Source organism: Cupriavidus sp. a3 (assembly GCF_051015765.1).
In the GTDB taxonomy this organism is placed as follows: domain Bacteria; phylum Pseudomonadota; class Gammaproteobacteria; order Burkholderiales; family Burkholderiaceae; genus Cupriavidus; species Cupriavidus oxalaticus_A.
The window spans coordinates 2,576,346-2,602,908 of record NZ_CP170643.1 but is presented as its reverse complement, the minus strand read 5'-3'; the positions used below and the strand labels follow the sequence as shown (position 1 = coordinate 2,602,908).

Annotated in this window: 24 protein-coding genes and 1 pseudogene; 7 read left to right on the top strand and 18 right to left on the bottom strand. The window is 62.5% G+C overall.

Annotation, left to right across the window (positions count from 1 at the left end; genetic code table 11):
* Positions 1 to 12: 12 nt before the first annotated feature.
* The 8 genes from ACAD63_RS12635 to ACAD63_RS12600 all read right to left on the bottom strand — a co-directional run bounded on the left by ACAD63_RS12635 (position 13) and on the right by ACAD63_RS12600 (position 6,635).
* The gene (locus ACAD63_RS12635) at positions 13 to 357 is read right to left on the bottom strand and encodes a Dabb family protein (RefSeq protein ID WP_062799580.1); all 345 of its coding nucleotides are present in this window, start codon (positions 355 to 357) and stop codon (positions 13 to 15) included.
* A 70-nt stretch (positions 358 to 427) separates the two neighbouring features.
* Positions 428 to 652, bottom strand: coding sequence for a DUF2798 domain-containing protein (locus tag ACAD63_RS12630; protein WP_062799582.1), 225 nt, complete (start codon positions 650 to 652; stop codon positions 428 to 430).
* Positions 653 to 749: 97 nt separating this feature from the next.
* On the bottom strand, positions 750 to 1,817 hold the full coding sequence (locus tag ACAD63_RS12625; RefSeq protein WP_434032766.1) for a maleylacetate reductase: 1,068 nt from the start codon (positions 1,815 to 1,817) through the stop codon (positions 750 to 752).
* A 39-nt stretch (positions 1,818 to 1,856) separates the two neighbouring features.
* Positions 1,857 to 2,837 (bottom strand): SphA family protein, encoded by a 981-nt coding sequence (locus tag ACAD63_RS12620; protein ID WP_434032765.1) that lies wholly within the window; start codon positions 2,835 to 2,837, stop codon positions 1,857 to 1,859.
* Positions 2,838 to 2,934: 97 nt separating this feature from the next.
* On the bottom strand, positions 2,935 to 3,765 hold the full coding sequence (locus ACAD63_RS12615) for an intradiol ring-cleavage dioxygenase (protein WP_434032764.1): 831 nt from the start codon (positions 3,763 to 3,765) through the stop codon (positions 2,935 to 2,937).
* Between the two features lie 17 nt (positions 3,766 to 3,782).
* The gene (locus ACAD63_RS12610; protein WP_062799591.1) at positions 3,783 to 4,373 is read right to left on the bottom strand and encodes a malonic semialdehyde reductase; all 591 of its coding nucleotides are present in this window, start codon (positions 4,371 to 4,373) and stop codon (positions 3,783 to 3,785) included.
* A gap of 52 nt (positions 4,374 to 4,425) precedes the next feature.
* On the bottom strand, positions 4,426 to 5,979 hold the full coding sequence (tcpA, locus tag ACAD63_RS12605) for a 3,5,6-trichloro-2-pyridinol monooxygenase TcpA (protein WP_135706504.1): 1,554 nt from the start codon (positions 5,977 to 5,979) through the stop codon (positions 4,426 to 4,428).
* A gap of 104 nt (positions 5,980 to 6,083) precedes the next feature.
* Complete coding sequence (locus tag ACAD63_RS12600; protein ID WP_062799594.1) at positions 6,084 to 6,635, bottom strand: flavin reductase; 552 nt, start codon at positions 6,633 to 6,635, stop codon at positions 6,084 to 6,086.
* Positions 6,636 to 6,783: 148 nt separating this feature from the next.
* Between ACAD63_RS12600 and ACAD63_RS12595 the strand changes: the two genes are divergently transcribed.
* Together ACAD63_RS12595 and ACAD63_RS12590 are read left to right on the top strand one after the other, a co-directional pair.
* Positions 6,784 to 7,755: a LysR family transcriptional regulator gene (locus ACAD63_RS12595; protein WP_133098452.1), complete on the top strand. Its 972-nt coding sequence runs from the start codon at positions 6,784 to 6,786 to the stop codon at positions 7,753 to 7,755.
* Positions 7,756 to 7,846: 91 nt separating this feature from the next.
* A complete protein-coding gene (locus tag ACAD63_RS12590) occupies positions 7,847 to 8,728 on the top strand; it encodes an FAD synthetase family protein (RefSeq protein ID WP_434032763.1) in 882 nt (293 codons plus the stop codon).
* 748 nt (positions 8,729 to 9,476) lie between these two features.
* Here the strand turns inward: ACAD63_RS12590 and ACAD63_RS12585 are convergent.
* Genes ACAD63_RS12585 through ACAD63_RS12570 form a run of 4 tightly spaced genes read right to left on the bottom strand, consistent with a single transcriptional unit; the run spans position 9,477 to position 16,255 of the window.
* Complete coding sequence (locus ACAD63_RS12585; RefSeq protein WP_135706506.1) at positions 9,477 to 10,949, bottom strand: efflux transporter outer membrane subunit; 1,473 nt, start codon at positions 10,947 to 10,949, stop codon at positions 9,477 to 9,479.
* Entirely contained in the window at positions 10,946 to 14,119 is a 3,174-nt protein-coding gene (locus tag ACAD63_RS12580; RefSeq protein WP_434032762.1) for an efflux RND transporter permease subunit, read from the bottom strand. Before ACAD63_RS12580 ends, ACAD63_RS12585 begins: the two co-directional genes overlap by 4 nt.
* Before the next feature lie 4 nt (positions 14,120 to 14,123).
* Positions 14,124 to 15,353, bottom strand: a complete 1,230-nt coding sequence (locus tag ACAD63_RS12575; protein ID WP_434032761.1) for an efflux RND transporter periplasmic adaptor subunit — start codon at positions 15,351 to 15,353, stop codon at positions 14,124 to 14,126.
* 47 nt (positions 15,354 to 15,400) lie between these two features.
* The gene (locus ACAD63_RS12570; RefSeq protein WP_135706509.1) at positions 15,401 to 16,255 is read right to left on the bottom strand and encodes an alpha/beta fold hydrolase; all 855 of its coding nucleotides are present in this window, start codon (positions 16,253 to 16,255) and stop codon (positions 15,401 to 15,403) included.
* Between the two features lie 174 nt (positions 16,256 to 16,429).
* Here ACAD63_RS12570 and ACAD63_RS12565 point away from each other — a divergent pair, with 174 nt between their 5' ends.
* Entirely contained in the window at positions 16,430 to 17,053 is a 624-nt protein-coding gene (locus ACAD63_RS12565; protein WP_135706510.1) for a CGNR zinc finger domain-containing protein, read from the top strand.
* Positions 17,054 to 17,230: 177 nt separating this feature from the next.
* Here the strand turns inward: ACAD63_RS12565 and ACAD63_RS12560 are convergent, their stop codons facing one another.
* Entirely contained in the window at positions 17,231 to 17,524 is a 294-nt protein-coding gene (locus ACAD63_RS12560; RefSeq protein ID WP_434032760.1) for an ABC transporter permease, read from the bottom strand.
* Between the two features lie 90 nt (positions 17,525 to 17,614).
* Here ACAD63_RS12560 and ACAD63_RS12555 point away from each other — a divergent pair, with 90 nt between their 5' ends.
* Together ACAD63_RS12555 and ACAD63_RS12550 are read left to right on the top strand one after the other, a co-directional pair.
* Positions 17,615 to 18,223, top strand: a complete 609-nt coding sequence (locus ACAD63_RS12555) for a plasmid pRiA4b ORF-3 family protein (RefSeq protein WP_434032759.1) — start codon at positions 17,615 to 17,617, stop codon at positions 18,221 to 18,223.
* Between the two features lie 38 nt (positions 18,224 to 18,261).
* Positions 18,262 to 19,659, top strand: a complete 1,398-nt coding sequence (locus ACAD63_RS12550; protein ID WP_434032758.1) for an ISKra4 family transposase — start codon at positions 18,262 to 18,264, stop codon at positions 19,657 to 19,659.
* Positions 19,660 to 19,929: 270 nt separating this feature from the next.
* Here the strand turns inward: ACAD63_RS12550 and ACAD63_RS12545 are convergent, their stop codons facing one another.
* The 4 genes and pseudogenes from ACAD63_RS12545 to ACAD63_RS12530 all read right to left on the bottom strand — a co-directional run bounded on the left by ACAD63_RS12545 (position 19,930) and on the right by ACAD63_RS12530 (position 22,571).
* Positions 19,930 to 20,889 (bottom strand): LysR family transcriptional regulator, encoded by a 960-nt coding sequence (locus tag ACAD63_RS12545; protein WP_434032757.1) that lies wholly within the window; start codon positions 20,887 to 20,889, stop codon positions 19,930 to 19,932.
* A gap of 386 nt (positions 20,890 to 21,275) precedes the next feature.
* Positions 21,276 to 21,534: pseudogene (locus tag ACAD63_RS12540) on the bottom strand (ISKra4-like element ISBte1 family transposase); the annotation flags it as partial.
* A 211-nt stretch (positions 21,535 to 21,745) separates the two neighbouring features.
* The gene (locus tag ACAD63_RS12535) at positions 21,746 to 22,171 is read right to left on the bottom strand and encodes a cupin domain-containing protein (protein ID WP_135706513.1); all 426 of its coding nucleotides are present in this window, start codon (positions 22,169 to 22,171) and stop codon (positions 21,746 to 21,748) included.
* Between the two features lie 97 nt (positions 22,172 to 22,268).
* Positions 22,269 to 22,571 (bottom strand): hypothetical protein, encoded by a 303-nt coding sequence (locus ACAD63_RS12530; RefSeq protein ID WP_135706514.1) that lies wholly within the window; start codon positions 22,569 to 22,571, stop codon positions 22,269 to 22,271.
* Positions 22,572 to 22,819: 248 nt separating this feature from the next.
* Here ACAD63_RS12530 and aceE point away from each other — a divergent pair, with 248 nt between their 5' ends.
* Positions 22,820 to 25,516, top strand: a complete 2,697-nt coding sequence (gene aceE / locus ACAD63_RS12525; protein WP_434032756.1) for a pyruvate dehydrogenase (acetyl-transferring), homodimeric type — start codon at positions 22,820 to 22,822, stop codon at positions 25,514 to 25,516.
* Positions 25,517 to 25,949: 433 nt separating this feature from the next.
* On the opposite strand, the gene ACAD63_RS12520 is transcribed toward aceE, so the two are convergent.
* On the bottom strand, positions 25,950 to 26,186 hold the full coding sequence (locus ACAD63_RS12520; RefSeq protein WP_135706516.1) for a hypothetical protein: 237 nt from the start codon (positions 26,184 to 26,186) through the stop codon (positions 25,950 to 25,952).
* 204 nt (positions 26,187 to 26,390) lie between these two features.
* Between ACAD63_RS12520 and ACAD63_RS12515 the strand changes: the two genes are divergently transcribed.
* A complete protein-coding gene (locus ACAD63_RS12515) occupies positions 26,391 to 26,543 on the top strand; it encodes an IS1096 element passenger TnpR family protein (protein WP_434032755.1) in 153 nt (50 codons plus the stop codon).
* The last annotated feature ends 20 nt before the right edge of the window (positions 26,544 to 26,563 follow it).

The following is a 26,563-nucleotide window of genomic DNA, read 5'->3' as shown; positions in this document are numbered from 1 at the left end:
CCATGTTGCTGCTCAGGGTACATCCCGCACGGAGGCGCCGCACATACCCGCCCGCAAGCCAATGACGTAGTCCACCTGGTGACGGGCAATCCTGACATCGCCCAGTTCGCGCTTGATCCTCAGGTGGTCAGGATGGCTAGCATATGAGTCTAATGCCTCCTGGGAATCGAACTCCGTGTAGAGCACCACATCGCACGCGTAGTCGATGCGACTGACGTCGGCGCCCACCTCCAGAGCCGTCAGGCCCGGGATGACGCCAACCAGTCCGTGGAATGCAGCCTGTATGCGACGCACGCCCTCGCTTTTTTCTTCCGGGGTCGAACCCTTCACCTTCCACATCACAATATGTTTGATCATCGTTATCCACCCAATGGATATGTACCGTTGAGACGAGCCGCATTGCGGCCGCCAGAACCTCCGCCAGCGTTTAACGCGTGATTCGGTTCGCGAGCCAGCGAATGAACGGCGCCGCGACCACGACGACGGGTAGCATCGCCACCCACGAATACAAGTACGCACGCAGCCAATGCGAAACAAAGGTGCCTTCCGCCACGAACTGCATGCTTGCGATCGCCGATGCGACCGCACACGTGACGCCAGCCTGTATCACGCCAAACGCAAAATGGTTGTATTCCTTTGGAAGCTTCCACATCTCGTACCTTTGAATATTTGTCCGAAACGGTGACCTGTGCGAAAGCCTGCGGCGCTGCTGCGAATTGCGCAGGTAGCGGTCAAGCGTTACGCCGGCGTCAGACCGGCCGGCGTCCCTCCCAGGCGTTCTGCAGCAGTTCCCGGATCGCACCGGCTTCGAGCGGACGCGGATTGGGGTACTGGTTTTGCAACGCGATCTCGCACGCCTTGTCGAGTTCATCCTCGCGCATGCCGATTTGCTGCAAGCCGAGCGGGGCGCCGGTCGTACGTGCCAGGTCGAAAGCGCCTTGCGCAGCACTGGCTGCGCCCATGGCCTGCGCGATGGTGGCCATGGCACCCGGTGCAGCCTTCTCGTTGTAGGCAAGCGCGTGCGGCAGGATGATGGTGTGCGTCTCGGCATGCGGCAGGTTGAAGCTGCCGCCAAGCGTGTGGCAGAGCTTGTGATGCAACGCCACTCCCACGGTGCCGAGCACGGCGCCGCACAACCATGCTCCGTACAAGGCTTGCGCGCGCGCTTCATGCAGCATGGCCGTATCCCGTTCGGTCGCGAGTACCGGCAACGCGGCTGCGATGGCCCGTATGCCCTCCGTCGCCATCAAATCCGAAATCGGGTTGCGGTCGTGGGCGTACAAGCCCTCTGCGGCGTGGGCCAGCGCATTGATGCCACTGGTGACGCTGACCGCAACCGGCAGCGAGTAAGTGAGTTCAGGATCGTAGATGACGATGCGCGGCAGCACTTTCACGTCAATGCCTGTGCGCTTCAGTCCCGCATCGGTGAGGCCGTAGATCGCAGTCATCTCTGAGCCGGCATAGGTGGTGGGAATCGCCAGTACTGGCAGTCCCATTTCAAGTGCGATGGCCTTGGCAAGCCCGGTGGTAGAGCCGCCACCGATCGCCACCACGCTGTCGGCGCCCAGTTCAAATGCCATCGCACAGGCCGCGCGAGCCGCCTCGACCGGCACGTGCATCACTGCACCACCGAAGATGCCGATCGCGCGGGCGCCAAGCAGGTCCACCACGTGTTCAGCCAGCGGGCGCTGTTCGGGTGTACTTAGCACCAGAACGCTTGACGCCCCCAGCGTATCGATTTCCTTGCCAACCCGCTGGATGGTGCCGGCGCCGAAGACGACGCGCTGGGCACGGGAGGAGTACTGGAATGCGTTCATCGTAGGGTCTCCAATGCTGCTCGGTATGGTTCAGGCCAGTCAGAACGAGATTCGGCCCATGGCCCAGATGCGGTTGCCTTCGGGGCGATTGCGGGCGCCGAACTCAAACTGCCCTTTGATCGAGAAGCTGACCTTGTCGGTGAGCTGGAAGCAGATATCCGGCCCCAGCGCCGTGACCCGGCCACGGTTGCCATTGCCGTTGACGCGCGCGCCGTTCTGCGTGTCGTCGGTCGTCTGGACGTAGTAATAGCCGTTCAGGCCAAGCGTCAGCCTCGGCGTTACCCGGTAGCCGGCACTGAACTCGATGGTCGCCTCGTTACCCGACTGGTAGCCGGTGGCCTCATTGCGCGTGTTGAAGCCGTAGCGGAGCTTGGCACTGATGTCGACGTTGCGCGTGGGGAACCAGGTGAAGGCGTAGCTCGGTGCAATCTGGTAGTAGTTCCGGCCGATATTGACGGGGTCGTGAACATCATAGGCGCCGGTCTTGAGGTGGAACTCCACGCCCGCCATCTGGTGGAATGCGCCGCCGTGCCAGCCGAGGACCACCGGCGCCAGCGTCATGTCGGCCAGGCCAGTCTTGTTACCGCCTTTGGCGAGCGGCGGCAGGGGAACTTGTCTGACCACTGACATGGCGAGATTCGCCGACACGACGGGCACCACCACGCGCGTTTCCAGGTTGGCGCCGAACAGCCTGACGTCGGGCCACACATACGACAACCGCGGCGCCAGCGCATCGAGGCGCAAGTGGAAACTGGCCAGCTTGGGGTTGTCGTGGCCGGTGTTGTCCTTGAAACTGCCCGCATCGTAGTGCTGGTAGAACAGCAGCCAGTTGGCGCCCTCGGGCAGCATCAGGCCGGAATAGAGATTGTCGACCCCGATGGGGTAGGAGTTGCCGCCACCCTCGGTGGCGCGTGCCGGCACGCTGCTCGCCGCGCAGGCCGCGGCGAGGGCCAGCCGCCCGAACCGGACGGGCAGCAGTGCGCGCGCCCGCTGGGCCTTCGTGCCATCAATCGAACCCATTTGCCACTCCGAATGACCGCATGGAGCACCGGGCCGGAAGCCGCGGTGCGTGGTTGCATCCGCACCGCCCGCTCGGGCGGCGCGCCAGGTGCCGATGCTAGCGGGCTGGGTTGAGCACGAAGTCGAAGTCGAGCCGGTAGGTGCCATCGGTCAGGCGGACCCAGTCGCCGATCAGGGACGTGCGCACGCCGAACACGGCGTCGGAGTCGAGGTACTTGTCGCCGCGCCGGAAAACGTGCGTGACGAGTGTCTCGTAGCCAGGTGCATTGATCATGAAGTGCAGATGCGCGGGCCGCCATGGATGACGGCCGGTGGCGCGAAGTAGCTCGCCCACGGGGCCATCGTCAGGAATCGGGTAGGCCTGTGCGACGATGGTGCGGAAGTGGAAGCGGCCATCATCGCCCGACTTCAGCACGCCACGGCCCTGTGCCACTTCCAGCCCTTCATACTGCACGTCATAGTGGCCGTCGGCGTCGGCCTGCCAGGTTTCCACCACGGCATCGGCAATTGGCCGCCCGTCCGCGCCTGTGACCCGTCCGTAGACCGTGCAGGGCTCGCCCCTGGCCCCGTTCGCCAGATCCGCGCCGTGCTCGTAGTGCGGCGCGCCCTCGACATGGAAGGGCCCGAACACGGTAGCCTCGGTGCAGCCATCGGGCTTCTGGTGGTTCATTGCCACCGTCAGCATCGACAGGCCCAGCACATCGCTGAGCAGGATGAACTCCTGGCGCTTGTCGTCGCACTTCTGCCCGGTGGCGGTAAGGAACTCAATCCCGCGCATCCATTCGGCTTCGGTCAGCCTGATCTTGCGTGCGAAGTCGTGCAGGTGCCCCACGAGGCTGGTCATGATCTCCCTGGTGCGCCGGTCAGGCGTATCGGCCAGGCGCGCAATGACGGCGCTGGTCAGGTTATGCTGGTCGTACTCTTGCATGGCGAGACTCCTTGCCGCTAGGCGAGCTGGCAGGCCTGGTCGAACGACAGGCGTGGACTGCGGGCGAACACTTTTTCGGGATCGCCGTGGCCAAGGGCGCAGATGAAGTTAGAGCGGATGCTGGTGCCGTCAAAGAAGGCCTGGTCGACAGCCTGGTTGTTGAAGCCGGACATGGGGCCGCAATCGAGGCCCAGCGCGCGTGCCGCGGCGATGAGATAGCCGCCTTGCAGAGTTCCGTTGCGAAACGCCGTGGTGGTGGCGAAATCCACTTTCTCGTCGCCCTCGAACCACGCCTTGACCGCCGGGTTGTGCGGAAACAGATCCGGCAGGTGCTCGTAGAAGCGGGTGTCGTAGCCGACGATTGCGACGACGGGCGCGGCCATGGTCTTTTCGACGTTGCCCGGCGCCAGTGCCGGACGCAGCTTCTCCCTCCCTTCCTCTGTGCGCACGAACACCAGCCGGGCCGGCGAGCAGTTGACCGAGGTAGGGCCGAACTTCATCAGCTCATACAGTTCATGCAGCTTGCTGTCGGGCACGGGCGTGGGCAGCCAGCCGTTCTGGCTGCGCGCGCCGCGGAAGATCTTGTCGAGCAGTTCATTGGTTTGCATCTTGCACTCCTTCCTTGGTTCAGGTGTTCCGGCCGGACGGGCCTGCCGGCGGTCATACGGTCATCGTGCCGCTCAGCGCGAGCTTTTCCTGGTGTCGCGCCGAATCCAGTGCCTGGGCGTAGCCGGCGGTGGCCTTGTATTCGCTCTCGTGGACCTCGGTGAGCTCGATGCCGCAGACCTTGCGGGCCAGGGTGCCGTACGGACCGGCTGCGGAGAACTCGGCGCGCTGCATGGTCAGCATGCGGATGGCCTGCAGCGGGGTGCCATTGAAGTTCTCGAAGACGAACAGCCGGTTGCCCCAGTCGGTCAGGAACAGGTCGCGGATCACGCGACCGATCTTCACGCGGTCGTGCGGCTTGCCGACCGGGCCGTTGTTCATGCGCTCGAACCAACCATTCAGGGTCTTGTCGTTCCACTGGTCCTCGCTGGCAAAGATCAGTGCGCTGCGCCCGGAGAGGTCGACCAGCTCGTAGATCATCTCCGAGAAGTTCTCGAGGTATAGCGCGCGGCCGAAGTCGTAGATGAGGATGTTCGGCTTATAGGCGCCCCCAGGCGTATGGAAGCCCAGTTCCTCGCTGGCGACGATGTGCGCCAGCATGGCCTGGTGAAAGCCGATCAGCTTGGCCACGCGAGTCTGCACTGCGGGAATCTTGTTGGTGCCGATATGCTCGGTGATCAGGATCGCCAGGCCGGCCATCAGTTCGGCGCGCACCGACTGGCGGATGAGGGCGTGATAGTGCAGCCAGTCGAACACTCGCTGCGGGTAGAGCTTGGCGTGTTCGGGGTTGCCTAGGTGGAACACGTGCGACCAGGGGATGAAGACATTCTCGAATACAGTCATGCCGTCCAGTTCGTCGCCCTGTGAGGCGAGCGGATGCTCGATGGGATCGTCCTTGACCACGCTCTCGCGGCAGACGATGGTCACGCCCGGGGTGTTGACCGGGGTGGCGGCAAAAATGATCTGGTCGCCCGGGATGCCGGGGCGGAAAAACACCCCGATGTGGATCCAGTCGGCAAAGGCGACGCCGGTGCCGATCGCCTTGACACCTGACACGACGATGCCCTTGTCGTTCTTCTCGATCACGCGCAGCCCGGGCGAGCGCTGCTGGGCATCGGGGTTCGAGCGGTCCATCTGCGGGTCGACGAACTGCGGCGCACAGTTCAGGTCATGCTGCTTGGCGAAGTTGACGAAGTCGACGATGTTCTTTGCCTTGATCTTGCCCTCAGCGCCGATAGTCTGCGTTTCCCACGGCGACGGATCGTCGATGTAGGTCTGGAGCACGTAGTTGTTGACGTCCGGTGTGCGCGGGAACGAAGCGCCGGCCATCTCGCGCATGATGGTCTCGTGGTACTTACGCTTGCGGCGCAGCTGCTCCTTGTCGAAGTGGCCGAACCATTGCATGGTGCGGCGTTCGCCGTCGGTGTCGACGAAGGTCATCACATCCTGCAGGTCGGGGCGATGGTGCAGGTCGTAGAAATCGGCGTGGCGCTGCGCGTAGTCCCGTGTCTTGGGGTGCGTCGCGACGTTGTCGATCTTCTCGTTGCCTACCCATACGTTGCGGCCGTCGTTGAGCGATTCCAGGTACTGCTTGCCAGTGCGAATCATCGCGAGGTCTCCTTTGTGGATGATGTTCGGGGTGTGACAGTCCCTGCCCTGGAGAAGGGCATACGGACATGGATATGGAATTCCGGTGCTGCGGGGCGCGCGCGTCAGTCCGCGACCGGGTGCGTGGTGGCGTAGTTGCGGCGGCAGTAGACCAGCGGCGTGTCGTTGCCGCGTTCGCCGCCGGCGCTGCCGAAGACTTGCGCGACGAAGACGCTGTGGGTGCCGATCTCGATCTGGTCGACCACTTTGCAGTCGAGGGCGACCATCGCGGATTTGCTGTATGGCGCGCCGGTGGTGAACACGCCCCAGCTGTCACCATCGAAGCGCTGCGCCATCGGCACCGCGCCGGCCCCGGCGAACAGCTGGGACACCGAGGTCTGGCTCGCGTGCAGCCAGTTGATGCTGACCACGCCGTTGGTCTTGATCACGCTGTTTGCGGCGCTGCGGCGGTTGATGCAGAAGAGCACAGTGGGCGGCGAGTCGCTGACCGAACAGACCGCCGAGCACGTGACGCCGGCACGACCGCCTGCGCCGTCGGTAGCGATCACGGTCACGGCGGTGACGGCATGCGACAAGGCATCGCGAAAGCTTGCGGCATCGATGCCAGGATCGGTAATGCGGCTTGCTACGGCTTCGATGGATACTGCGGACGACATGGCAATCTCCTCGTGATGGGGCCTTCGTCCTCGCGCTGCAACAGGGCGTAGACGAAGTTTCGTCTCTTGAAACCTGCTTTCTGATCTGTGTCAGCTGTGTGAAACTAGACTACAGCCGAGTCGGCCCGTTTGCTAATCACCTCGCGTCATGGACACTATTCCCCAGCGTCATGAAGACGAACTCAGCCTGAACCACCTGCTGGTGCTTGATGTGCTGCTCAGCGAGCGCAGCCTTACCAAGGCCGCGCGCGTGCTCAACCTGACCCAGCCGGCGCTGAGCAAGACCCTGGCGCGGCTACGCCACTATTTCGGTGATCCGCTGTTCGTCCGGGTGGGCCTGCGCATGGAACCCACGCCCAAGGCAATGGAGCTTGGCGAGCCGGTGCGGGACATTCTGCAGAGCGTGCGTGCATTGCGCTCAGACCATGCCAGCTTTGATCCACGCACCAGCCAGCGCAGCTTCCGCTTCTTCCTGCTAGATGCCGGCGCCTCGCAAATGCTGCCACCATTGCTAAGCCGGCTGGCGGAGGAAGCGCCGGGTATCCTAGTGCAGGCGGTCAACGCCGATGCCACGCATCTCGATCTCTGGCTGGAAAATGGCCTTGTCGATCTGGCGATTGGCTCGTTCCCCACGCTGACGCAGAGCATCCGTCGCCAGTTGCTATGGCGTGAGACCTACGGCGCCGTGGTACGCAAGAACCATCCGCGGCTGGCGCAGCTTGGCGAGCCGGACGCCTTCATAGCCGAGAAGCATGTGCTGGTTTCCGCGGTCGGGACCGGTCATGAACACCTCAGCGTCGAGCGCGCCATCGAAGCCGGCGTGCCGCATACCAACATCGTCTGCCGCGTGCCGAGCTTTGCCACGGCGGCCCTGATCGCCCGGCATTCGGACGCGGTGGCTATCCTGCCGCTGACGCTGGCCCGGGCACTATGCGCGGACCTGGACCTGGCAGTGGTGGCGCCTCCGCTGTCGCTGCCCGGCATGGACATCGCCCAGCACTGGCACGATCGCGTGCACCGGGAGCCGGGCAACCAGTGGATTCGCGCGCTGGTACACAGGCTCTTTGCCCGCCATGATGCCGTGGCGGACGCGGGTGCCGGGATTGGCATGGAGGGATGAGCGCCGGTTATAGTCGTCATGAGAACAAGAGATTGGCATCCCGCGCCGTCCCCTCCTAGCATGCGGTTCATGACAAGACGAGGAGTCCATCATGCAGGTGACAAGACGAGCCGACCCGCTGCGGCTGGCAGCATCCGTTGTTTCGATCGGCACCTTCGACGGCGTGCACCGCGGGCACCGCGCGGTCCTGGCCGAGTTGCGCGCCGCGGGGCATTCGCTCGGGCTGCCGACCGTGTTGCTGACATTTGACCCGCATCCGCGTGCGTTCCTGCAGCCGCAGAGCGCGCCCCGCATGATCTCCACCGTTGATGACCGTATCGCGCTGCTGGCTGAAAGCGGCGCCGTCGACCACTGCCTGGTACTGCCGTTCGACCGCGCCCTCAGCGAAGCCAGTGCGGATGACTTTGTCCGTGGACTGCTGCTGGCGCGTCTGGGCATGCGGCGGCTGGTGGTTGGCGCGAACTTTTGCTGCGGACGAGGACGACAGGGCAACGTCGATTACCTCGGCCAGCTTGGCAAAGCGTACGGCTATGCCGTCGAGCCGGTTCGGCTGCGGGCCACCGATGCAGCCGGGGCAGGCGTGCGCTGTTCATCCACGGAGGCCCGCCGACTGATCCAGAGTGGCGACGTGCGCGCTGCTGCTGCATTGCTGGCGCGTCCGCACGAGATCCGCGCCATGGTGGTGACCAGGACGCCCGCCCGCGCCAGCGGCGCGGCGGAGATTCGTCTTCCGGAGGGAATCTGCTTGCCGCCTGTGGGGCAATATGCTGCCGCGGTCCGAGTCCAGATTGGTGCCCAACGCTGGAGCCCGGCGCTCGTGCATCTGACAGGAGCGGACGGCATGGCGCGCGTGTTCAGCGACGCGCAGTTCGCGCCGAGGCAGGGCAGTGCGGTGTCGGTGCGCTTCTTCGGCGCGGCGCCGGCGAAGCCGTGCTCGGACAAATATCCGCTGCAACGCCCTGCACGGCTGTGACCAGCAGTGTACCAACCAAGTAACCGGTACCGCGTGATTTCCGGTAGAAGCCCACGGCAGAGCGCGCTAAGGGATGACCCACATCGCAAGGCCTCGCTTAGCTCCCCTGCACAACTGTGACTACGCCGGACAGGAAGATCTTCCCACCAACCAAGGCGTCTGTCAGACGTAAAACCATTCGCCCTTTGCCATTCCGAATGCCGGACGCTACTGATTTCCTTGGGTATCTACCTGAATAGAGAGAGCCTGGAGTTAGCCGTCTGCCGGCGCCGCGATCTGGAAAGCCCTTTTATCGAGCCGCTCATTGCGGCGGCACAGCACGCGCTCCGATGACGGCTATGGATCGGGAGAGCGAAGCCCCGGGCCTTTGCGTTCCGAGGCCAGCCTTGACTGGCTGCGGGTGGTGTACGCTGCCAAACCTATGTGTGTCGCGGGGTGTGTGGAAATCCGGAATCGGCGTTGGCGGTAGGCGGTAGGCGGTAGGCGGTAGGCGGTAGGCGGTAGGCGGTAGGCGGTAGGCGGCGATAAGGTGCGATAACGTTGTCCTTATCGCGTCGTCACCACGCGAAGGTGATGCAGTCCTTGGGCGGTGCGCGGTAGGTCATCGAACAAAGAGCGGTTGTTCGCGTCGAGCAATGCGACTGTCTCAGACAGGGTCGGTCAGAGACAGCCGTGGCCTGGCGGTGGGCAATCGGCCGGGATTGCAGCAACCCACCGACGGCGGATGCCGCCGTTATCTTCCTTGCGGTCAGCTAGCTTTCGTTCCATTCGTCGGCGCGGGCTCCCATCCACCACCGAGTGCACGAAACACGCCAACGGCGGCTCTCGCAGCATTTGCGCGTTTTGCTTCCAGCTCATCGCGTGCGGTCAATAGTTGGCGATCGGCGATCAGAACATCAGTCAACGTGATGGATCCGGCGCGATACGCTTGCTCCGACAGGTCACGGGACTTCACAAGCGCTTGAACCTCATTCCGAAGCTGGACCACATGAATCTCGGTCTGAGTCAGGGCGGTGAATGCGTTCTCCACGTCTTCGGCAGCGCGAAGTACAGTCTTGCGATAGAGCGCCAGCGCCTCGGCATTGGCGCCGCGTGCCTGAGCCACCTCTGCGTCCACCTTGCCGAAATCGAACAGTCTCCAGCGCAACGCACCGCCACCCGTCGCCGTGAAGGCGGAGGAAGTGAAGAGCTTCGCAGCGTTCAGACTGTCGAATCCCAGAGCGCCAGACAGTGAAATCTTGGGGTAGTAGTCGGAGATCGCTACCCCGATGCGCTCGCTCGATGCAGCCAGACGGCGCTCCGCAGCAATGATGTCGGGACGACGACGCAACACCTCCTGTGGCTCAGCATCCGCAGGCACTCCAGGAACTGCCGGAATATCACTTACCGCACCGAGCTCTTGTACATACGTACCAGGCTGAACCCCCATCAGGACATCGAGTCGATTGAGCTGTTGCTCCAAGCCGATGCGCAGCGGAGGAACAGAGGCCAACGCATGCTTCAGCAGCGCGTCGGCCTGCGCAATCTCCCGTCCCTGTGCCGCGCCAGCATCGTAGCGGTCACGTACCAGCCGTAGCAGACGTTCATCCGTCTCAATCTGCCTTCCGGCGATGGCCAGTCGCGCCTGGTAGCCGCGGATCTGTAAGTACGCGTCAGCTGCGTCGGCCGCGACCATCACACGCGTGCCGGCATGATCGGCTTCTGCTGCGATGGCCTCATATTCGGCCGCCGCGGCACCGCGCCGCAGCCCACCGAACAGATCGATTTCCCAGCTTGCAGCCGGACCAACCGTGTAGAAAGGGGTGTTCCGCTTGAAAGCCGGGCTTCCCGACGCAACAGAGCCGAGGGGGCCACGCAGGCTCTGATGGGTATAGCCTGCTGCGGCATCGAAATCCACAGTCGGAAGAAGCTGCGCTCCGGCGCTACTCGCTACTGCACGAGCCTGCTGCACACGAGCTATCGATGCCGCCAGATCCAGATTCTGGCCAAGTGCACGCTGGACGATATTGACAAGCATCGGGTCGTTAAACCCGTGCCACCAGTTCTCCAGTGATGGCGCCGGTGCTGCTTTATTCGCTGCGGCGGCCGTGCTGTGGAACGGCGTCATATCGTTTGTTGGCGGCGATGTGTAGTCGGGGCCGACGGCGCAGCCTGCCAGCAGTGCGTTCAACAACAGGGTGCCTACGGCTGTCTTGGACAGCTTCGACGGAATGCGGGTCATGCTGACCTCCCAATGCCGAGTCGGTTCATGACGTCCGACACAGCCGGTTTGTTACGGACTCGGTGGATCATGCTGTAGAAGGCAGGCGTGAACAGCAGACCGAAGATCGTCACACCGAGCATTCCGAAGAACACCGCGGTACCGAGAGACTGGCGCATCTCAGAACCGGCGCCGGTGGCTACGACCAGCGGTGCCACACCGGCGATGAAGGCGAACGATGTCATCAGAATCGGGCGCAGGCGAGTCCGAGCCGATTGCACTGCCGCATCTTCTGCGTTTGCACCATCCTCATCCTGCCGTTGCTTGGCGAATTCGACGATGAGAATCGCGTTCTTCGCCGCTAGTCCAAGGAGCACCACGAATCCAATCTGGGCCAGGATGTCGATCGGCATATTGCGCAGTTGCAGGCCCGAGGACGATGCAAGCAAGCACATCGGAACAATCAGGACGATGGCCAACGGCGTCTTCCAGCTTTCGTATTGCGCGGCCAGCACGAGGAATACGAACAGGGCCGCAGCAGCGAAAATGGCAATCGTCGGGGTACCGTGCTGCTGCTGCTGATATGCAAGGTCGGTCCACTCGAAGCCGATGCCTGGCGGCAACACTTCCCTGGCAAGCTCCTCCATGCGCTTTATCGCTGTACCGGAAGCCACCCCCGGCGCTGCGACACCCATCACTTCTGCTGCCGGGAACAGGTTGTGTCGCGGCACGCGATACGGCGAAGTCATATCCCTGAACGTGGCCACGGAACCGATAGGAACCATCGCCCCGTCTGCATTGCGCACCTTCAGCCGCGCAATATCCCCAGGCGTCTTGCGGAACGCTTCGTCGCCTTGGGCGAGCACTTGATAGGTGCGGCCGAGATAGTTGAAGTCATTGACGTATTGCGAGCCAAGATACAGCTGCAGAGTAGAGGATATATCGGTAGTCGTCAGACCAATCTTCTCGGCCTTCAGACGGTCAATATTGGCATAGATCGACGGCGAGCCGGCGTTGTACAGCGTAAAGATGCCACCAAACGTCTTGTCCTTGTTCGCTGCGGCGACCAGCGTATTTGCTGCCTTGGCCAGGGCCTGCGGTCCGAGCCCATCACGATCCTGCAGCATCATCTTGAAGCCACCGGCGGCACCGAGGCCTTGAACTGCTGGGGGTTGCACGACGATGACATAGGCGTCCTTGATGACAGACAGCCGCTCCTGCAGTCTTTGAACCATCGACGCAGCCGTGACACCCTTTATGTGCTCACCGTAGAGCGAAGGCAGGGAAGTGAAAACCGTCCCCACATTTGGCGCCACGGTCGACGTGGTGACATCGAAGCCTGCCGTTGCCGACGTGTGCGAGACACCAGGCGTCTTGAGGGCAATTTCATTGACTTCACGCACGACCTTGTGGGTACGCTCGAGGCTTGACCCTGGTGGCAAATTGACAATCACTGCGAGATAGCCAATGTCCTGCTCAGGAATGAAGCCAGTGCTCATGCGGGACATCTGCAGGCCTGCAAGGCCGATCAGACTGACGTACGCCAACGCGACAATCATGCCGGCGCGAGCCAGGCGAGCAGTCATCCTGCCGTAGCGATCCGACAGCCATTCGAAACCGGTGTTGAACTTGCCGAAGCATTGACGGAAGGAGGCACCAATGCCATGAGCCTTTTCATGCGTGTGCTCGTGCGGCTTAAGCATGACTGCGCACAGAGCCGGGCTCAGCGTCAGCGAGACGAAACAAGAAATAGCCGTCGAAGCAGCAATTGTGATGGCAAACTGCTTGAAGAAGAGGCCAGAAATCCCCGAGATGAAGGCCGTCGGGACGAACACGGCACACAGTGTCAACGCGATGGCAATCAAAGCCGTCGAGACTTCTGTCATCGTCCGGCGAGCGGCCGCGCGTGGCGTCATGCCAAGACTCATGTTGCGTTCGACATTCTCGACCACCACGATGGCATCGTCCACCACGATCCCCACTGCCAGGACGAAGCCGAACAGTGATAGGTTATTCACCGACATTCCGAGGGCAGCTAGGACCGTAAAGGTGCCGAGCAGCGAAATCGGGATGGCAATCACCGGGATAATCGTGGCTCTCCAACTCTGGAGGAACACGTAGACCACACCCACCACCAGAACGATGGCGATGAAGATGGTCAAAATGACTTCCTCAATCGAGTACATTACGAAGTTGGTGGGATCGTAAGTCCTCATGTAATCGACACCCGGCGGGAAATCCTTCTTGAGCTCCGTCATCTTGTCCCAGACCGCACGCTGCACTTCAACTACGTTTGCATCCGGCGTGGCGATGACCCACCAGGGCGCCGACACATAGCGGTCGGTGTAGGCCTTGGAGCCATAGTCCACCGAGCCCAGTTCCACGCGGCCGACATCGCGGATGCGGGTGACACGCCCCTTGTTGTCGGCCTTGATGATGACGTCACCGAACTCTTCGGGCTTGGTCAGACGTCCCAGCGCTTCGACGTTCACTTGATATGCCGCGCTGTTCGCGACGGGCGGTGCATTCAGCGCGCCGGCCGACACCTGAGCATTCTGGGCGCGAAGCGCTGCCATGATTTCGCTTGCGCTGATGTTGTATGCGGCTGCCTTATCCGGATCGATCCAGATACGCATGGCATAGCGGCGCTCGCCGAGTACCCAGAAGTCAGCGACACCAGGGACGCGTGCGATTTCGTCCCTCACGCGGAGCATGTAGTTGGAAAGATACTCTGCACTGCGCGAGCCGTCCGGCGAATAGACGAGCACACCAAGCAGCAGGGCTTGAATGGTCTTCTTTACCTGCACGCCCTGAAGCTGAACTTCTTGTGGCAGCCGGGACAACGTGTCCTGCACCCGGTTGCGGGTGAGCATCAGCGCGGTATTCGGATCCGTGCCGAGCTTGAAGATGACAGTGATGGTGAGTAATCCGTTCCCTGTCGACTGGCTACTGATGTACGACATGTTTTCCACGCCGTTGATGGCCTGTTCGAGAGGCGTGGCCACCGTGCGAGCGATGGTCTCGCCAGACGCGCCTGGATAGGTAGTCGTAATCTGAATGGTTGGCGGAACAATGTCCGGATATTGGGCCACGGGCAGCGTGGTCATTGCTGCCAGCCCGAACAGAACAAGGAAGATATTGAGCACCGCGGCGAATCGTGGGTGGTCAATAAAGAAGTGAGCGAGCTTCACGGCTTCAGTCCTGTTCGGCGAGCTTGATAGAGCCTGGCTGTGGCGCGATCTTCGAACCCGGCGTCGCAAACGGTACACCGTCGAGGACGACCTGGTCGGTGGTAGCCAGGCCTGAGCGCACCACGCGCAGCCCGCCGCGAATGTCCCCGATCTCAACTTTCTTCGGCGTCACGATGTTGTCCTTGCCCACCGTGAGGACGATGTGTTCCGATTGATCCGCGAGGACGGAAGCATCCGGCACCAGCAGAGCCGGTTCGGGGTTGGATACAGCCAGCCGAATGCGTGCGAAGCCGCCCGGGGTCAGATTCAGATCAGGATTGCGGATCGTGGCACGCGCGTGGATCGTGCCGCTGGAGCGATCAATGGTGTTGTCGATGAAATCCAGTGTGCCGTGGCGGTCGTACGTCGACTCGCCGTTGAGAGAGATCTCAATCTTGTTGGCGAGTGGTCCCTTCTCCTTCGCGCGCTGCTGCTGGAACTTCATGTAGTCAGCCTCGCTCATGTCGAAATTCAGGTAGATCGGATCCATCGACACGATGGTGGCGAGCAGGGTAGTCGGACCATTGGCTGCGCGACTGCCGGCGATGATGTTGCCTGCTGAAACTTGGTGTGTACCAATCCGGCCAGTGAACGGTGCCTTGACGCGCGTGCGCTCGAGGTCGAATCGTGCGTCCCGGATGTGTGCCTTCGCGTCGTTCAGTGCCGCCTGGGCGGCACGCTTTTCGGCCAGACGCTGCTCAACGTTTTGTTGCGTACCCGCATCGGTGTTCTTCAGCGTTTCAGCGCGCGTCAGTTCCCGGCCGGCTAGTTCAAGTCGAGCAGTCGCACTGTCGAGTTGGGCTTGTGCTTTGCCAAGTGCGATTTCATACGGCTCCGGATCGATGACGAACAGAAGGTCGCCCTCGCGGACGATATCGCCGTCCTTGAAGTGGATTTGCTTCAAGGCGCCGCCAACTTGTGCACGCAACTCCACGCTTTTGACCGGCGAGAATTGACCGAGAAAGCCGATGCGTGTCTCGATGTCACGTTGGAGTGGGGCACTGACGGACACAATGGGTGCCTTGGTCGGAGCGGCCTGGACCTTGTTTGAACCTCCCACGTAAAGCGTCAACGCGCTGCCTGCCACAACAACTGCAGCCGCGGTGATTGAGCCAACCCATACAGCTTTTCGCTTTTTACCGGAAGCCTGGCTCTCGCGGATTCCGGCGTCCAGCCGGGCGATGTCGTCATTCATCTTCGTTCCTCATTTGATCTTGTGGAAGCGGCTCGGGGAGTCCGCGTTCATCGGATCAGGAAATCGGAAATTGCCGCTGCGATATCCGCGGCATGCGTCTCCAGCGCGAAGTGGCCGGTATCAAAGAAGCGGACCTCCGCCGTGGGGATGTCGCGCTTGAATGCCTCGGCCCCTGCGGGCAGGAAGAACGGATCGTTCTTGCCCCAGACAGCAAGAAAGGAAGGCTTGTGGTTGCGGAAATACTGCTGGAATGCGGGATACAGCGCGACGTTGCTCTGGTAGTCGCCGAACAGGTCAAGCTGGATTTCGTCCGCGCCGGGGCGGCTCAGATAGTAGTCGTCGAGCGAGTATCCGTCCGGGGATACCGACGCCGCATCGCTGACGCCGTGGGTGTACTGCCATATGGTGGTCTGCTTCGCCAGCAGCGTGCGAAGCGCCTCCCGGTTCTCGAGCGTGGGATCGTGCCAATAGGCCCGGATCGGGTTCCAGCCAGCACTCAATCCCTCTTCATAGGCGTTTCCGTTCTGCGAAATGATCGCGGTGATCCGCTCCGGATGCCTGACCGCAAGCCGAAATCCCGTTGGCGCACCGTAGTCGAAGACATACACCGCGAAGCGGTCGAACCCGATCACTTCCGTAAAGCGGTCGATCACGTTCGCGAGGTTGTCAAACGTGTAGGCGAAGGTATCGCGGCTCGGCATGTCTGAGAGACCAAATCCCGGCAGATCCGGCGCGACGATATGGAAGCGGTCGGCCAGCCGGGGGATCAGGTCCCGGAACATGTGGCTCGAACTCGGAAATCCATGCAGAAGCAGCAGCTTGGGCGTGCCCGCTCGGCCGGCCTCCCGATAGAACACGTTGAATCCGTCGACGTCCGCATGGCGATAAGCGACTGTGGGCATGGCCTTTCCTTTCCTGAGTGTGCGGTTCCTCTCGAACCGGACAGGTTGACCCAGCACAGCTGTTCGGTAACCTATCCGATGCATTTTTACAGGTTACAAACCGAGGACGTAACTTGTCAAGGTAGCATTTGGCGGTTACGATGTAAGCATCGTGAACAGCAGCAGTCTTTCCATATGGACTACCGCCAGATTCCGGCGATGTTCGTCGCCGATGTGCCGGGACTCGATTTCCTGAACTCGGTCGCGACGCCAGTGGATGAGCAGGTCGACTGGATCAGCAATGGCGAGGGGTTGATGGCCTGGCTGGAACAGGCTGGACTGGTGCCGGCAGAGGCTCTCGTGGTGCTGCGGGCGCAGCACACGCCCGAGGTTCTGGATGACATCGCCGCCAAAGCACGTGGCATGCGTGAGTGGTTCAGGGGATTTGTGCTGGAGAGAAAGGGTCACCCGCTGCGCGCCAGAGATTTGGCCGAACTCGAGCCTTTGAACCGATGGCTCGAGCGTGACGCGCAGTACTGCGAGATCGTTGGCAACGCGGACTCGGGGTTGGTTTTCCGTGCCAAGCGGCGCTGGCAATCGCCGGAGTCACTGCTGATGCCAATCGCGGAGGCACTCGCCAGACTCGTGTGCGAGGAGGACTTCACCCATGTGAAGGCTTGTGAAGGCCAGCGGTGCACCTTGTTGTTTGCCGATCACACGCGAGGCCACGCCCGCAGGTGGTGCAGCATGGCGATTTGCGGCAATCGCGCCAAGGTTGCGGCACACCGCAAGCGCCTCAAGGACGGGAATGCCGGCTGACGTTTCCCCAGCCCGCCCTCGATCTGGTCCAGGAGCGATAGGCCACTCGCCTTGCAAGGATTTGCGCGACTTCGTCCTACCGCTTCTCGGTTTTCAGCAGTGCATGCCGGTCAATGCCCTTCCTCGATATTGAGGATTCTCCCCAGGCCCAGAAAATAGTTCGCGAAGGCAAGCACGCTAGCTGTCACGGCAATATAGACGACCGACAGTGCAGCCAGCGTCGGATCGGCAAACTCCCGGACATAGTTGTACATGGAAACCGGCAGTGTCTGCGTGCGATGCGGTGAATTCACTGAACGACATGATCGCCGCAAACAACCAGCCGCCAAACAGGCCCGGCGCGAGCAGCGGAATCGTGAAAAGCACCTTCAGCGGCGACGCACCGAGGCTTGCTGCCGCCTGTTCCAGCCTTGCGTCCAGGTTTTCCATGGAAACATAGACACTCTTCAGCACAAACGGCAGCACCAGCATCACGTGGCACAGGATAAGGAGACCGCGCCAAAGCGGGGGCAAACGACCTTGCCGTTTCTGAGAGGCCAATGAGCCACCTAGAATGGGCCCATGGCGTCCGATCCTCGGCCGGCTACCGCCGTCCTGCAACTCCGAATTTCTCTGCGTGGCTTGAGCCCGCCGGTCTGGCGGCGTTTGCTAATTCCCGAGCACGTCACGCTGGCTCGGCTCCACGGAGTCATCCAGGCAGCCATGGGCTGGACGGACGATCACCTGCACCAGTTCGTCATTCGTGGCCGGCGATATGGCGAAAGCCGCGAAGGTGCTCTGCAATTTTCCACGGCGGCAACCGCGCTGACGCTGAGCGCATTCGCACTGCGCGAGCACGAGGCCTTCCTCTACGTGTACGACTTCAATGCCTGGTGGCGGCACGATATCCGCGTCGAGCGGCGCGTGCTGAGGCAGGATAGCGTGCTGTTGCCACGTTGCGTGGCAGGAAGCGGGGGCTGTCCGCCGGAGGATATCGGCGGGGTCGAACGATATCTGGAGCTTGGAGAAGGGTGGAACGAATGGGAGTTCATGGAGTGGATCGAATCCTTACGCGAGCGTTCGATCGATCTGGATGAGCTTCGTGATGAGGTCGACCAGTGGGTGACCTGGCTGGACCGCCGCTTCGACCGGAAAGTCGTCAATGATCGGTTGCGACAACTGCTGGCGTAGACTGGTCGCCGCAAGATGTTCACGGGAGGAGGGCGGCCATGCGTATCACGTTGCAAGTCGTTGTGCAGGACGAAGGGGAGATGCCCGCCACCGTCACCGAGATTGCCCAGTTCGAAAGAGACGGCCTTGATGTGGGCTCACTGGGCCTGCATCTGGAGGAGGCGAAATCATTGCTGGGTCGGCTGCAGCGCACGATGGTTGCGGCACAGGTTGCCGAGGCGGTTGCCCGGACCAGCATTTGTCCTACGTGCGGTACGCCATTGGCCTGCAAGGGGCACCATCGGCTGATTTTCCGCACGCCGTTCGGACGACTTTCGATTGACAGTCCCAGACTGTATCCCTGCCGGCAATGTATGGCCAACGCCCCGACCTTCAGTCCGGTCGCCCGCTGTCTACCCGAGCGGGTCAGCCCCGAACTCCAGTATCTCGAGGTCAAGTTTGCCGCGCTGATGTCCTATGGCTTGACCGTCAACGTGCTGCACGAGATCTTGCCGCTCGATCACGTCCTGGCGGCCAGCTCGATCCGACGTCAGGTGACCGCGCTCGGTCGCAGGCTGGAAGCGGACCAGGCGACCGATGGCAGGCAGCAGGAGGAGATAGCTGCGGGCAGCCGTTTGCAAGATATCCCGGAGCCCAGCCCGGTGCGCGCAGTTGGCATTGACGGCGGCTACCTGCGGCTGGCAGGCCATGGACGCCGCCAGGACGGCTGGTTTGAAGTGATCGTCGGGAAATCAATGCGGGATCAGGAGGCCGGCCACACCTTTGCCTACGTGCACAAGCTGGAGCACCGCCCGGCCGATCGGATGTCAAGTTTTCTGCTACGAGAGGGTGTGCAACCCGATCAACCGGTCACCTTCCTGTCGGATGGAGGGGATACCGTACGGTTTGCGCAGCTCGGCTTTGGTGACCGCGGTGAGTACGTCCTCGATTGGTTCCACATCGCCATGCGGATACAGAACCTCGAACAGATGATCAAGGGCCGGCCGGCACACTGCGATGGCCCCAGCAACGCGGTATTGATCAAGGCGCTGCATGGCGCAACGTGCCACCTGTGGCACGGCTGCCCCTATCCGGCGTTGCGCCGACTGGAAAGTCTCGGCTGGGATCTGGACGCTGAGGCCAGCCCGGAAGAGGCCAAGCTCCTCGGCAAGCTCGAAGAGCTCATCATCTACCTGGACAACAACCGGCACTGCATTGTGAACTACGGTGACCGCTATCGGCACGGGGAGCCCATTGCATCAGGTTTTGTCGAGTCGGCCGTCAACCAGGTGGTCAGCAAGCGATTCGTCAAACGGCAGCAGATGGCCTGGCGGCCTCGGCACGCGCACAACTTGCTACAAATCCGGACGGCCGCGCTCAATGACCAGTTCCGATCGAACATTGAGCGATGGTATCCCTCCGTCGCCGGAGGAGAACGCCACCGCCTTGCCGCTTAGTCTGCCCCTGATTTGGCGCGGTCTCCTCTATACAGAGAGACATTGCCATCGCCCTCGACCCGCAGCCGCGACACCGCCGATGATCGCGTCAACGCCTTGAATGGGTAGACGTAGAGCAAGCCGAACTCGGCAATGCCGGCTGGAAATCTAACGGACATTGCAGAACTCCTTCCCAAGTTGTCGTAGAAGCCATTGCCGAAGCCCGACCTCGGGTAGTTCTTTCACCAACCTAATGGCTGTTCAGCCCTTCTCCGTGGCTCACGTTCGTCGTCATTGTCGCCACTTCCCTTCGCGGGTTAAAGCCTCGGCAATGCCGGGGATCATCTGCGCTACCTGCCTGGCGGCCGCCGTGAACGGACGCTGGCTGCTGGTGGCGAGCACGACGGATTGCCGCAAGGCGCGGTCCGCCAGCGGCACGCCGTCGAAGTCGCCACTCTCCAGCTCGGCCGAGACCGCGTGGTAGGGCAGCACGGAGAACGCGGCATGGTCGAACATGATGCGCTTGATGACCACCGATGAGCTGGCCTCCATGCAGACATTGAGCGGGATGCGATGGGCGATGGCCAGCTCGTCGAGCAGGTTGCGGATGGCGTTGGGGGGCACCGGCAGCACCAGCGGCACGCCGGCGAGCTGGCGCGACGTGATCGACGCCGGCCTGCCGCCCACCGTGCGCCAGTGGGCCTGAAAGGCCGCACGCCGGCCCACCAGCATCAGCGGCGTGTCGAGCAGGCGCCGGTAGCTGTTCCTGCCTTCGGCGCGGTAGCGGTTGAGCACTGCAAGGTCGATGCTGCCCTGCGTCAGCCGGGTCTCTATCTCCCCGCTATAGCCCTCGACAATGCGCAGCCGGACGGCCGGCAGGCGTTCCTGCACGGCGGCGTAGAGCCGGCTCGAGAGCAGCGGCGCCACCGCCGGCACCAGCCCGAGTGTGACCATCCCGCTGACGTTGCCTGCCTCGCCCCGCGCCGACTCCACCAGTTGCCGGGCGCCGGCCAGTAGCGGTTCGGCATCGGCGAGCACCTGCGCAGCCAGCGTGGTCGGCCGTACGCCGCGCCCGGTGCGGTAGAACAGCGCGCCACCGAACATCCGCTCAAGCTCGGCGACCTGCCGGCTGATGGCCGACTGCGCCAGCCCGAGCTGCGCCGCGGCGCCCGAAACGCTGCCCGTGCGCGCCACGGCCACGAAGGTCGCCAGCGCCTTGAGCGTGAGCTCCTGCCCTGTTTCCGTTTGCATCCCTGCTCCAGCTATCTTTCAGCGAGAAATCTGCTTTCTCATACCGGAACGCTGGTCGAGCCGTTCGGCAAGGCGCTTCCGCTATCAAGTGGCTACTACCTGGTACATCCCCATGCGGCCGCGCTTCAGGAAGGGGTGAAATCGCTGAAAGCGTGGTTTTCGGACAAGATGACGGCGGCATGCGGTTTGCCGGATCAGGCATGACACGGCAGGCATTCGGCGTCGGCGGTGTCCCCCTGCATGGAGACTCACCTCGAGTCAGTGCGCTGCTACCTGTTTCTGTCAGTTGCTCCTCGCTCGGCCGTTGTTCTTCGGAAGCGGTCGTTGCAGGAAGGTGGCTTTAAACGGCTGCGAAGGGTTGGAGACCGCGCGAAACCGGGTGCCGACTAAGCGGCAAGGCGGTGGTCTTTTTCTCCGGAGATGGAGGGATACCAGCGCTCAACGTAAGACCGGAGCGAGCTGGCTATTGAGCACGGCCGTCCGGATTTGAAGCAGGTTGTGCACGTGCCGAGGCCGCCAGGCCATCTGCTGCCGTTTGACAAACCGCTTGCTGACCACCTGGTTGACAGCTGACTCGACAAAACCTGAGGCAATGGGCTCGCCATGCCGATAGCGGTCACCATAGTTCACGATGAAGTGCCGGTTGCCTCGTGCTCGCGCAGAGCGAATGCGCTCAGCTTTAGCGCGGTTGCCGCCGTGGAAAATTGCAGAGCGCCTTCGCGGCTTTCGCCATATCGCCGGCCACGAATGATGGTGCAGGTGATCGTCCGTCCAGCCCATGGCACTGCATGATGTAGCCGTAGACACTGCCGAATGCCTTCACGCCACCCCGGGGCGGCCTTCGTGTAGTCCAGTCTCATTTCGCGCTCCTTTCATAAGTGGTCAGGTCCTTTTCGCCGCTGTCCACGATAAACACGGCCAGCAGCTTGGCGGGCTTTGACTTGCTCGCGTTGCGGCTGACGGGATGGTGCGAGCCCGGCTCTTCATGGAAGCTCTCGCCCGCCTTGTAGACCCGTTCCGGTCCGTCATCGACCTTGCTGGCGATACTGCCCGAGACGACATAGGCATAGATGAATGCCGACTTGGCGTGGTAGTGAGGCAAGGACGAGGCGCCGGGCGCGTAATCCACTTCCAGCGCGATAAGGGTCTTACCGGGGATGTTGGGGATGGCCCGGGAGAAGTTCTCCTTGACCGTGTCATCGGTTCCATGTGCGGCTGCGGCGACGGGAAATGCCATCACGGTGGCGGCGAGAAAGGGCAAAAGAAGGTGTTGGGCTTTCATGTCTGTTTCCTTGGCAAAGCGCGTGAAGCGGGTAGAGCCTGGATGCCGGTCTGCGGTTTCCAGTCCGGAACGCGTTTTCGTCACGGGAGGCACAGCCTCAGGCGAGCCGAGGCAGCGATTTGTTGGGCGGCCCCGAAGCCTTGCTGGCTTCATCCCCCGCGCCGCTCTCGCCGGCGCGGCTGGGCGTAGCGGAAACGCCGCTCAGGTCCTGGCCGGCGATCAGCGTATCGCGGAGGCTGCGGGGGTGACTCGGTTGCGCCGATACGCCTTTCAGGTCGTGGCCGGCAGTCATGGGGCGGCCGGCCGCCCAGGCCAAGTCGGAAGCGGATGCCCATGCGGTCACGCCGGTGGACAGGATCGCGGTGGCGCAAAGTGCGCTGATCCAGTGGATCGGTTTCATAGTGAACTCCGGTTGCTTTAACTACGATCATTATAGTCGTAGTAACGATAGTCGATCGTCCATCGAAGTGCAAGCGGGCACATGGACGGCGCCGAAACAAGCATCGGGAGAAGCTCTTGCAGCTCTGTCTCCCGTCAAGTGCCAGACATGAACAGCCCATGGATTGCTCTAAACCGATAACTACGACTTAATAAGTCGTAGTTATCATCTATACTGGTTTTCACCGGATTCCTTAACGGAGACTTGTCGTGACCGCCACGCAACATGACGAAATCGCATTGACAATTGATCCACGGGACGACGACCCGCAGGAGACAGCCGAATGGCTGGAAGCCCTGGAGGGCGTCCTCGGCAACGTCGGCCCGGCACGTGCGCACTATCTCATCGAGCGGCAGATTGCCCATGCGCGGCTGCGTGGGCAATTGCAGCCGCACTCTGGCGGCACGCCTTACGTCAACACCATTACCGCCGACCAGCAACCACGCATGCCAGGCGACCGCGAGATCGAGCGTCGCATTCGCGCCTATACCCGGTGGAATGCCATGGCGATGGTGGTGCGGGCCGGCAAGACTTCGAATGTCGGCGGGCATATCGCCTCGTTTGCCTCCGCGGCCACGCTCTATGACGTGGGCTTCAACCATTTCTGGCGCGCGCCCACAGCGGATCACGGCGGCGACCTTGTCTTCGTGCAAGGCCACGTGGCGCCCGGCATCTACGCGCGCGCGTTCCTGCTGGGTCGGCTGGATGCCAAGCAACTCGACAACTACCGACGCGAAGTCGGCGGGGAAGGACTGTCCTCCTACCCCCACCCGTGGCTGATGCCCGATTTCTGGCAGTTTCCCACCGTTTCAATGGGGCTCGGCCCGTTGATGGCGATCTACCAGACCCGTTTCATGAAGTACCTGCAGGCGCGCGGCATCGCGAAGACCGATGACCGGAAGGTTTGGGTATTCCTTGGCGACGGCGAAATGGACGAGCCCGAGTCCCTCGGCGCGATCGGCATGGCGGCCAGGGAGCGCCTGGGCAACCTTGTGTTCGTCGTCAACGCCAATCTTCAGCGCCTGGACGGACCGGTGCGCGGCAACGGAAAGATCGTGCAGGAACTGGAAAGCATCTTCCTGGGCGCTGGCTGGCGGGTGATCAAGGTGCTATGGGGTGGCCGCTGGGACGACCTGTTCGCACGCGACAAGAGTGGGGCGCTGGCACGGCGCATGATGGAGGTCGTCGACGGCGAATACCAGACCTACCGTTCGAAATCCGGGGCATACCTGCGCGAGCATTTCTTCAATACGCCTGAGTTGAAGGCGCTGGTGGCCGACTACACCGACGACGACCTCTGGAGCCTGGACCGCGGCGGCCACGATCCGGTGAAGGTCTTTACCGCATTCGCTGAGGCCGCGCGCGGCAGCGACGTGCCGACTGTGATCCTGGCCAAGACCATCAAGGGCTATGGCATGGGAGACCAGGGCCAGGCCTCCAACGTCAACCACCAGCAGAAGAAGGTGCAGCGTGAGGCCCTGCTGGCCTTGCGCGACAAGTATGCATTGCCCGTTGCGGATACGGAAATCGAAGACGTCCCGTATATCAGCTTGCCCGAGGGATCGAAAGAGCTCACCTACATGCGCGGACGCCGCGAGGCGCTGGGCGGCTACCTGCCCGCGCGGCGCCAGAAAGCCGCATCGCTGCCGGCGCCCGCCTTGTCGGCATTCGACGCGCTGCTCAGGGCCACGCCTGAAGGGCGGGGCATGTCGACCACGATGGCCTTCGTCCGTATCCTGGGCACGCTGCTGCGGGACAAGGAACTGGGCCGGCGCATCGTGCCGATCGTACCGGACGAGTCCCGCACGTTTGGCATGGAAGGACTGTTCCGGCAGATCGGCATCTGGAACCAGGACGGCCAGCGCTACACCCCGCAGGATGCCGAGACGCTGACATCCTACAAGGAGTCGACGACCGGCCAATTCCTGCAGGAGGGTATCAATGAAGCGGGAGGCATGGCCGACTGGATCGCTGCCGCGACATCGTACTCCACGCATGGCGAGCCCATGGTGCCGTTCTATATCTTTTACTCCATGTTCGGCTTCCAGCGCGTGGGCGATCTCGCCTGGGCGGCGGCCGATATGCGGGCGCGCGGCTTCCTGCTGGGCGGAATCTCCGGACGGACCACGATCAACGGCGAAGGCCTGCAGCACGAGGATGGCCATTCGCTGCTGTGGGCATCGTCGGTGCCGAACTGCATCAGCTATGACCCGTCGTTTGCGTACGAGTTGGCTGTGATCGTGCAGGACGGCCTGCGCCGCATGGTGCAGGAGCAGGAAGACGTCTACTACTACATCACCGTCATGAACGAGACCTATGCGCAGCCGGCCATGCCGGCCGGCCCGACCGTCGCGCAGGATATCCTCAAGGGCATGTACGCCTTCAGCAAGGCAGAATCTGCCGAATCCTGTCCGCGCGTGCAACTGATGGGCGCTGGTACCATCTTCAATGAGGTCATCGCCGCAGCTGCATTGCTGCTGCAGGACTGGGGCGTCGCTGCGGATGTGTGGGGCGTGCCGGGCCTGACGGAACTGGCACGCGACGGCCGTGCGGCCGAACGGCACAACCTGCTGCATCCCGAGGCGCCGCCGCGCGTTCCGCACGTGACCCGGCTGCTGCAGGATGCGCCGGGGCCGGTCATTGTCGCGACCGACTATATCCGTGCGCTCGCGGACCAGATCAGCGCTTATGTGCCGCAGAAATTCGTCGTGCTGGGTACTGACGGCTTCGGCCGCTCCGATACCCGCGCGGCGCTGCGCCACTTCTTCGAGGTGGATCGCCACTGGATCGCGATCGCGGCATTGAAGGCGCTGGCGGATCAGGGGACCATCCCCGGCACTCGCGTCTCGGAAGCGATTCACAAGTACGGGATCGATCCGGAGAAGGCGAACCCGCTGCATGCCTGAACGATGGGCCATCGGGCACGCCGGCCGGCGGCCGGCGGCCGCGCAATGCTGCCGCCGGCAGAGCGGCGAGGCAGGCAGCGATGCCATCCGGTCGCGCGGTTCTTTGGTCCAGGGACGGCCGGCTCACTGCACGGATCGAACCTTATCGGGTGCGATCGTTTCAAGTCCTTCTCGAAGATCCGGGTTTTGCTGCAAATCCGGCCGATCGTATGTGGAGTTTCCTTCTACGTGAAGGTCCGGGATATCATACGATTTGCCCACCTCTTGCGCGACACTGGCCGGCCTGATCCGGCGCCACCTGGCGCGCGAAGTACGGCTGACGATCCTGGCCGCGCCGGTCGACGTGCGCACCAGTGGTTGCGCGACCTCGTCATCGAGGTCGCTCGCGAAACAAGGGCGGCCTGAAGGCCGGTCAGGATTTGGCTCCGGCGGCTCAGTGGCGTGGCTCGACTCGATGGAATGCGCGCAGCATCGCGAGGTCATAGGCGATCTTCAGCACGCCCCCGGCGAGCAGCAGCGCCAGGGCGGCCAGGCGCCCATAGGCGTTGGCCTGCACAGCCCAGGCGCCAACGGCCGACGCCAGCGTGGCGACGGCGGCAAAAGTCAGCGCCATGCCGGCCAGCATCGGCAGCTTGCCACGCAGGAACGGCTGGCCGGTGCGGCTTATCAAGCGGTCCTCGCAACACTAGATTGTTGAACAGATTTTAAGTATTCGTCCAGAGCTTCTGCGGGTGTCTTCCAACCTAGCGTTTTCCGCGGCCTGGTATTCAGCGCATTGGCGATGGCTTGGTCTCTGGAGCAGGAGAGCGCGCCAAAACGGGGGCTGACGGCCGGACCGCTACTAAGAGGCCAATGAGGCACCTACAATGCGCGCATGGCTCCCGATCCTGGACCGGCGATCTCCGTCCTTCAACTTCGAATTGCTCTGCGCGGCCTGAGTCCGCCGGTTTGGCGGCGCGTCCTCGTTCCCGAGCACTTGACACTCGGGCGATTGCACAATGTCATCCAGGTGGTCATGGGCGGCTGATGTCGATTGTTATCCTCATC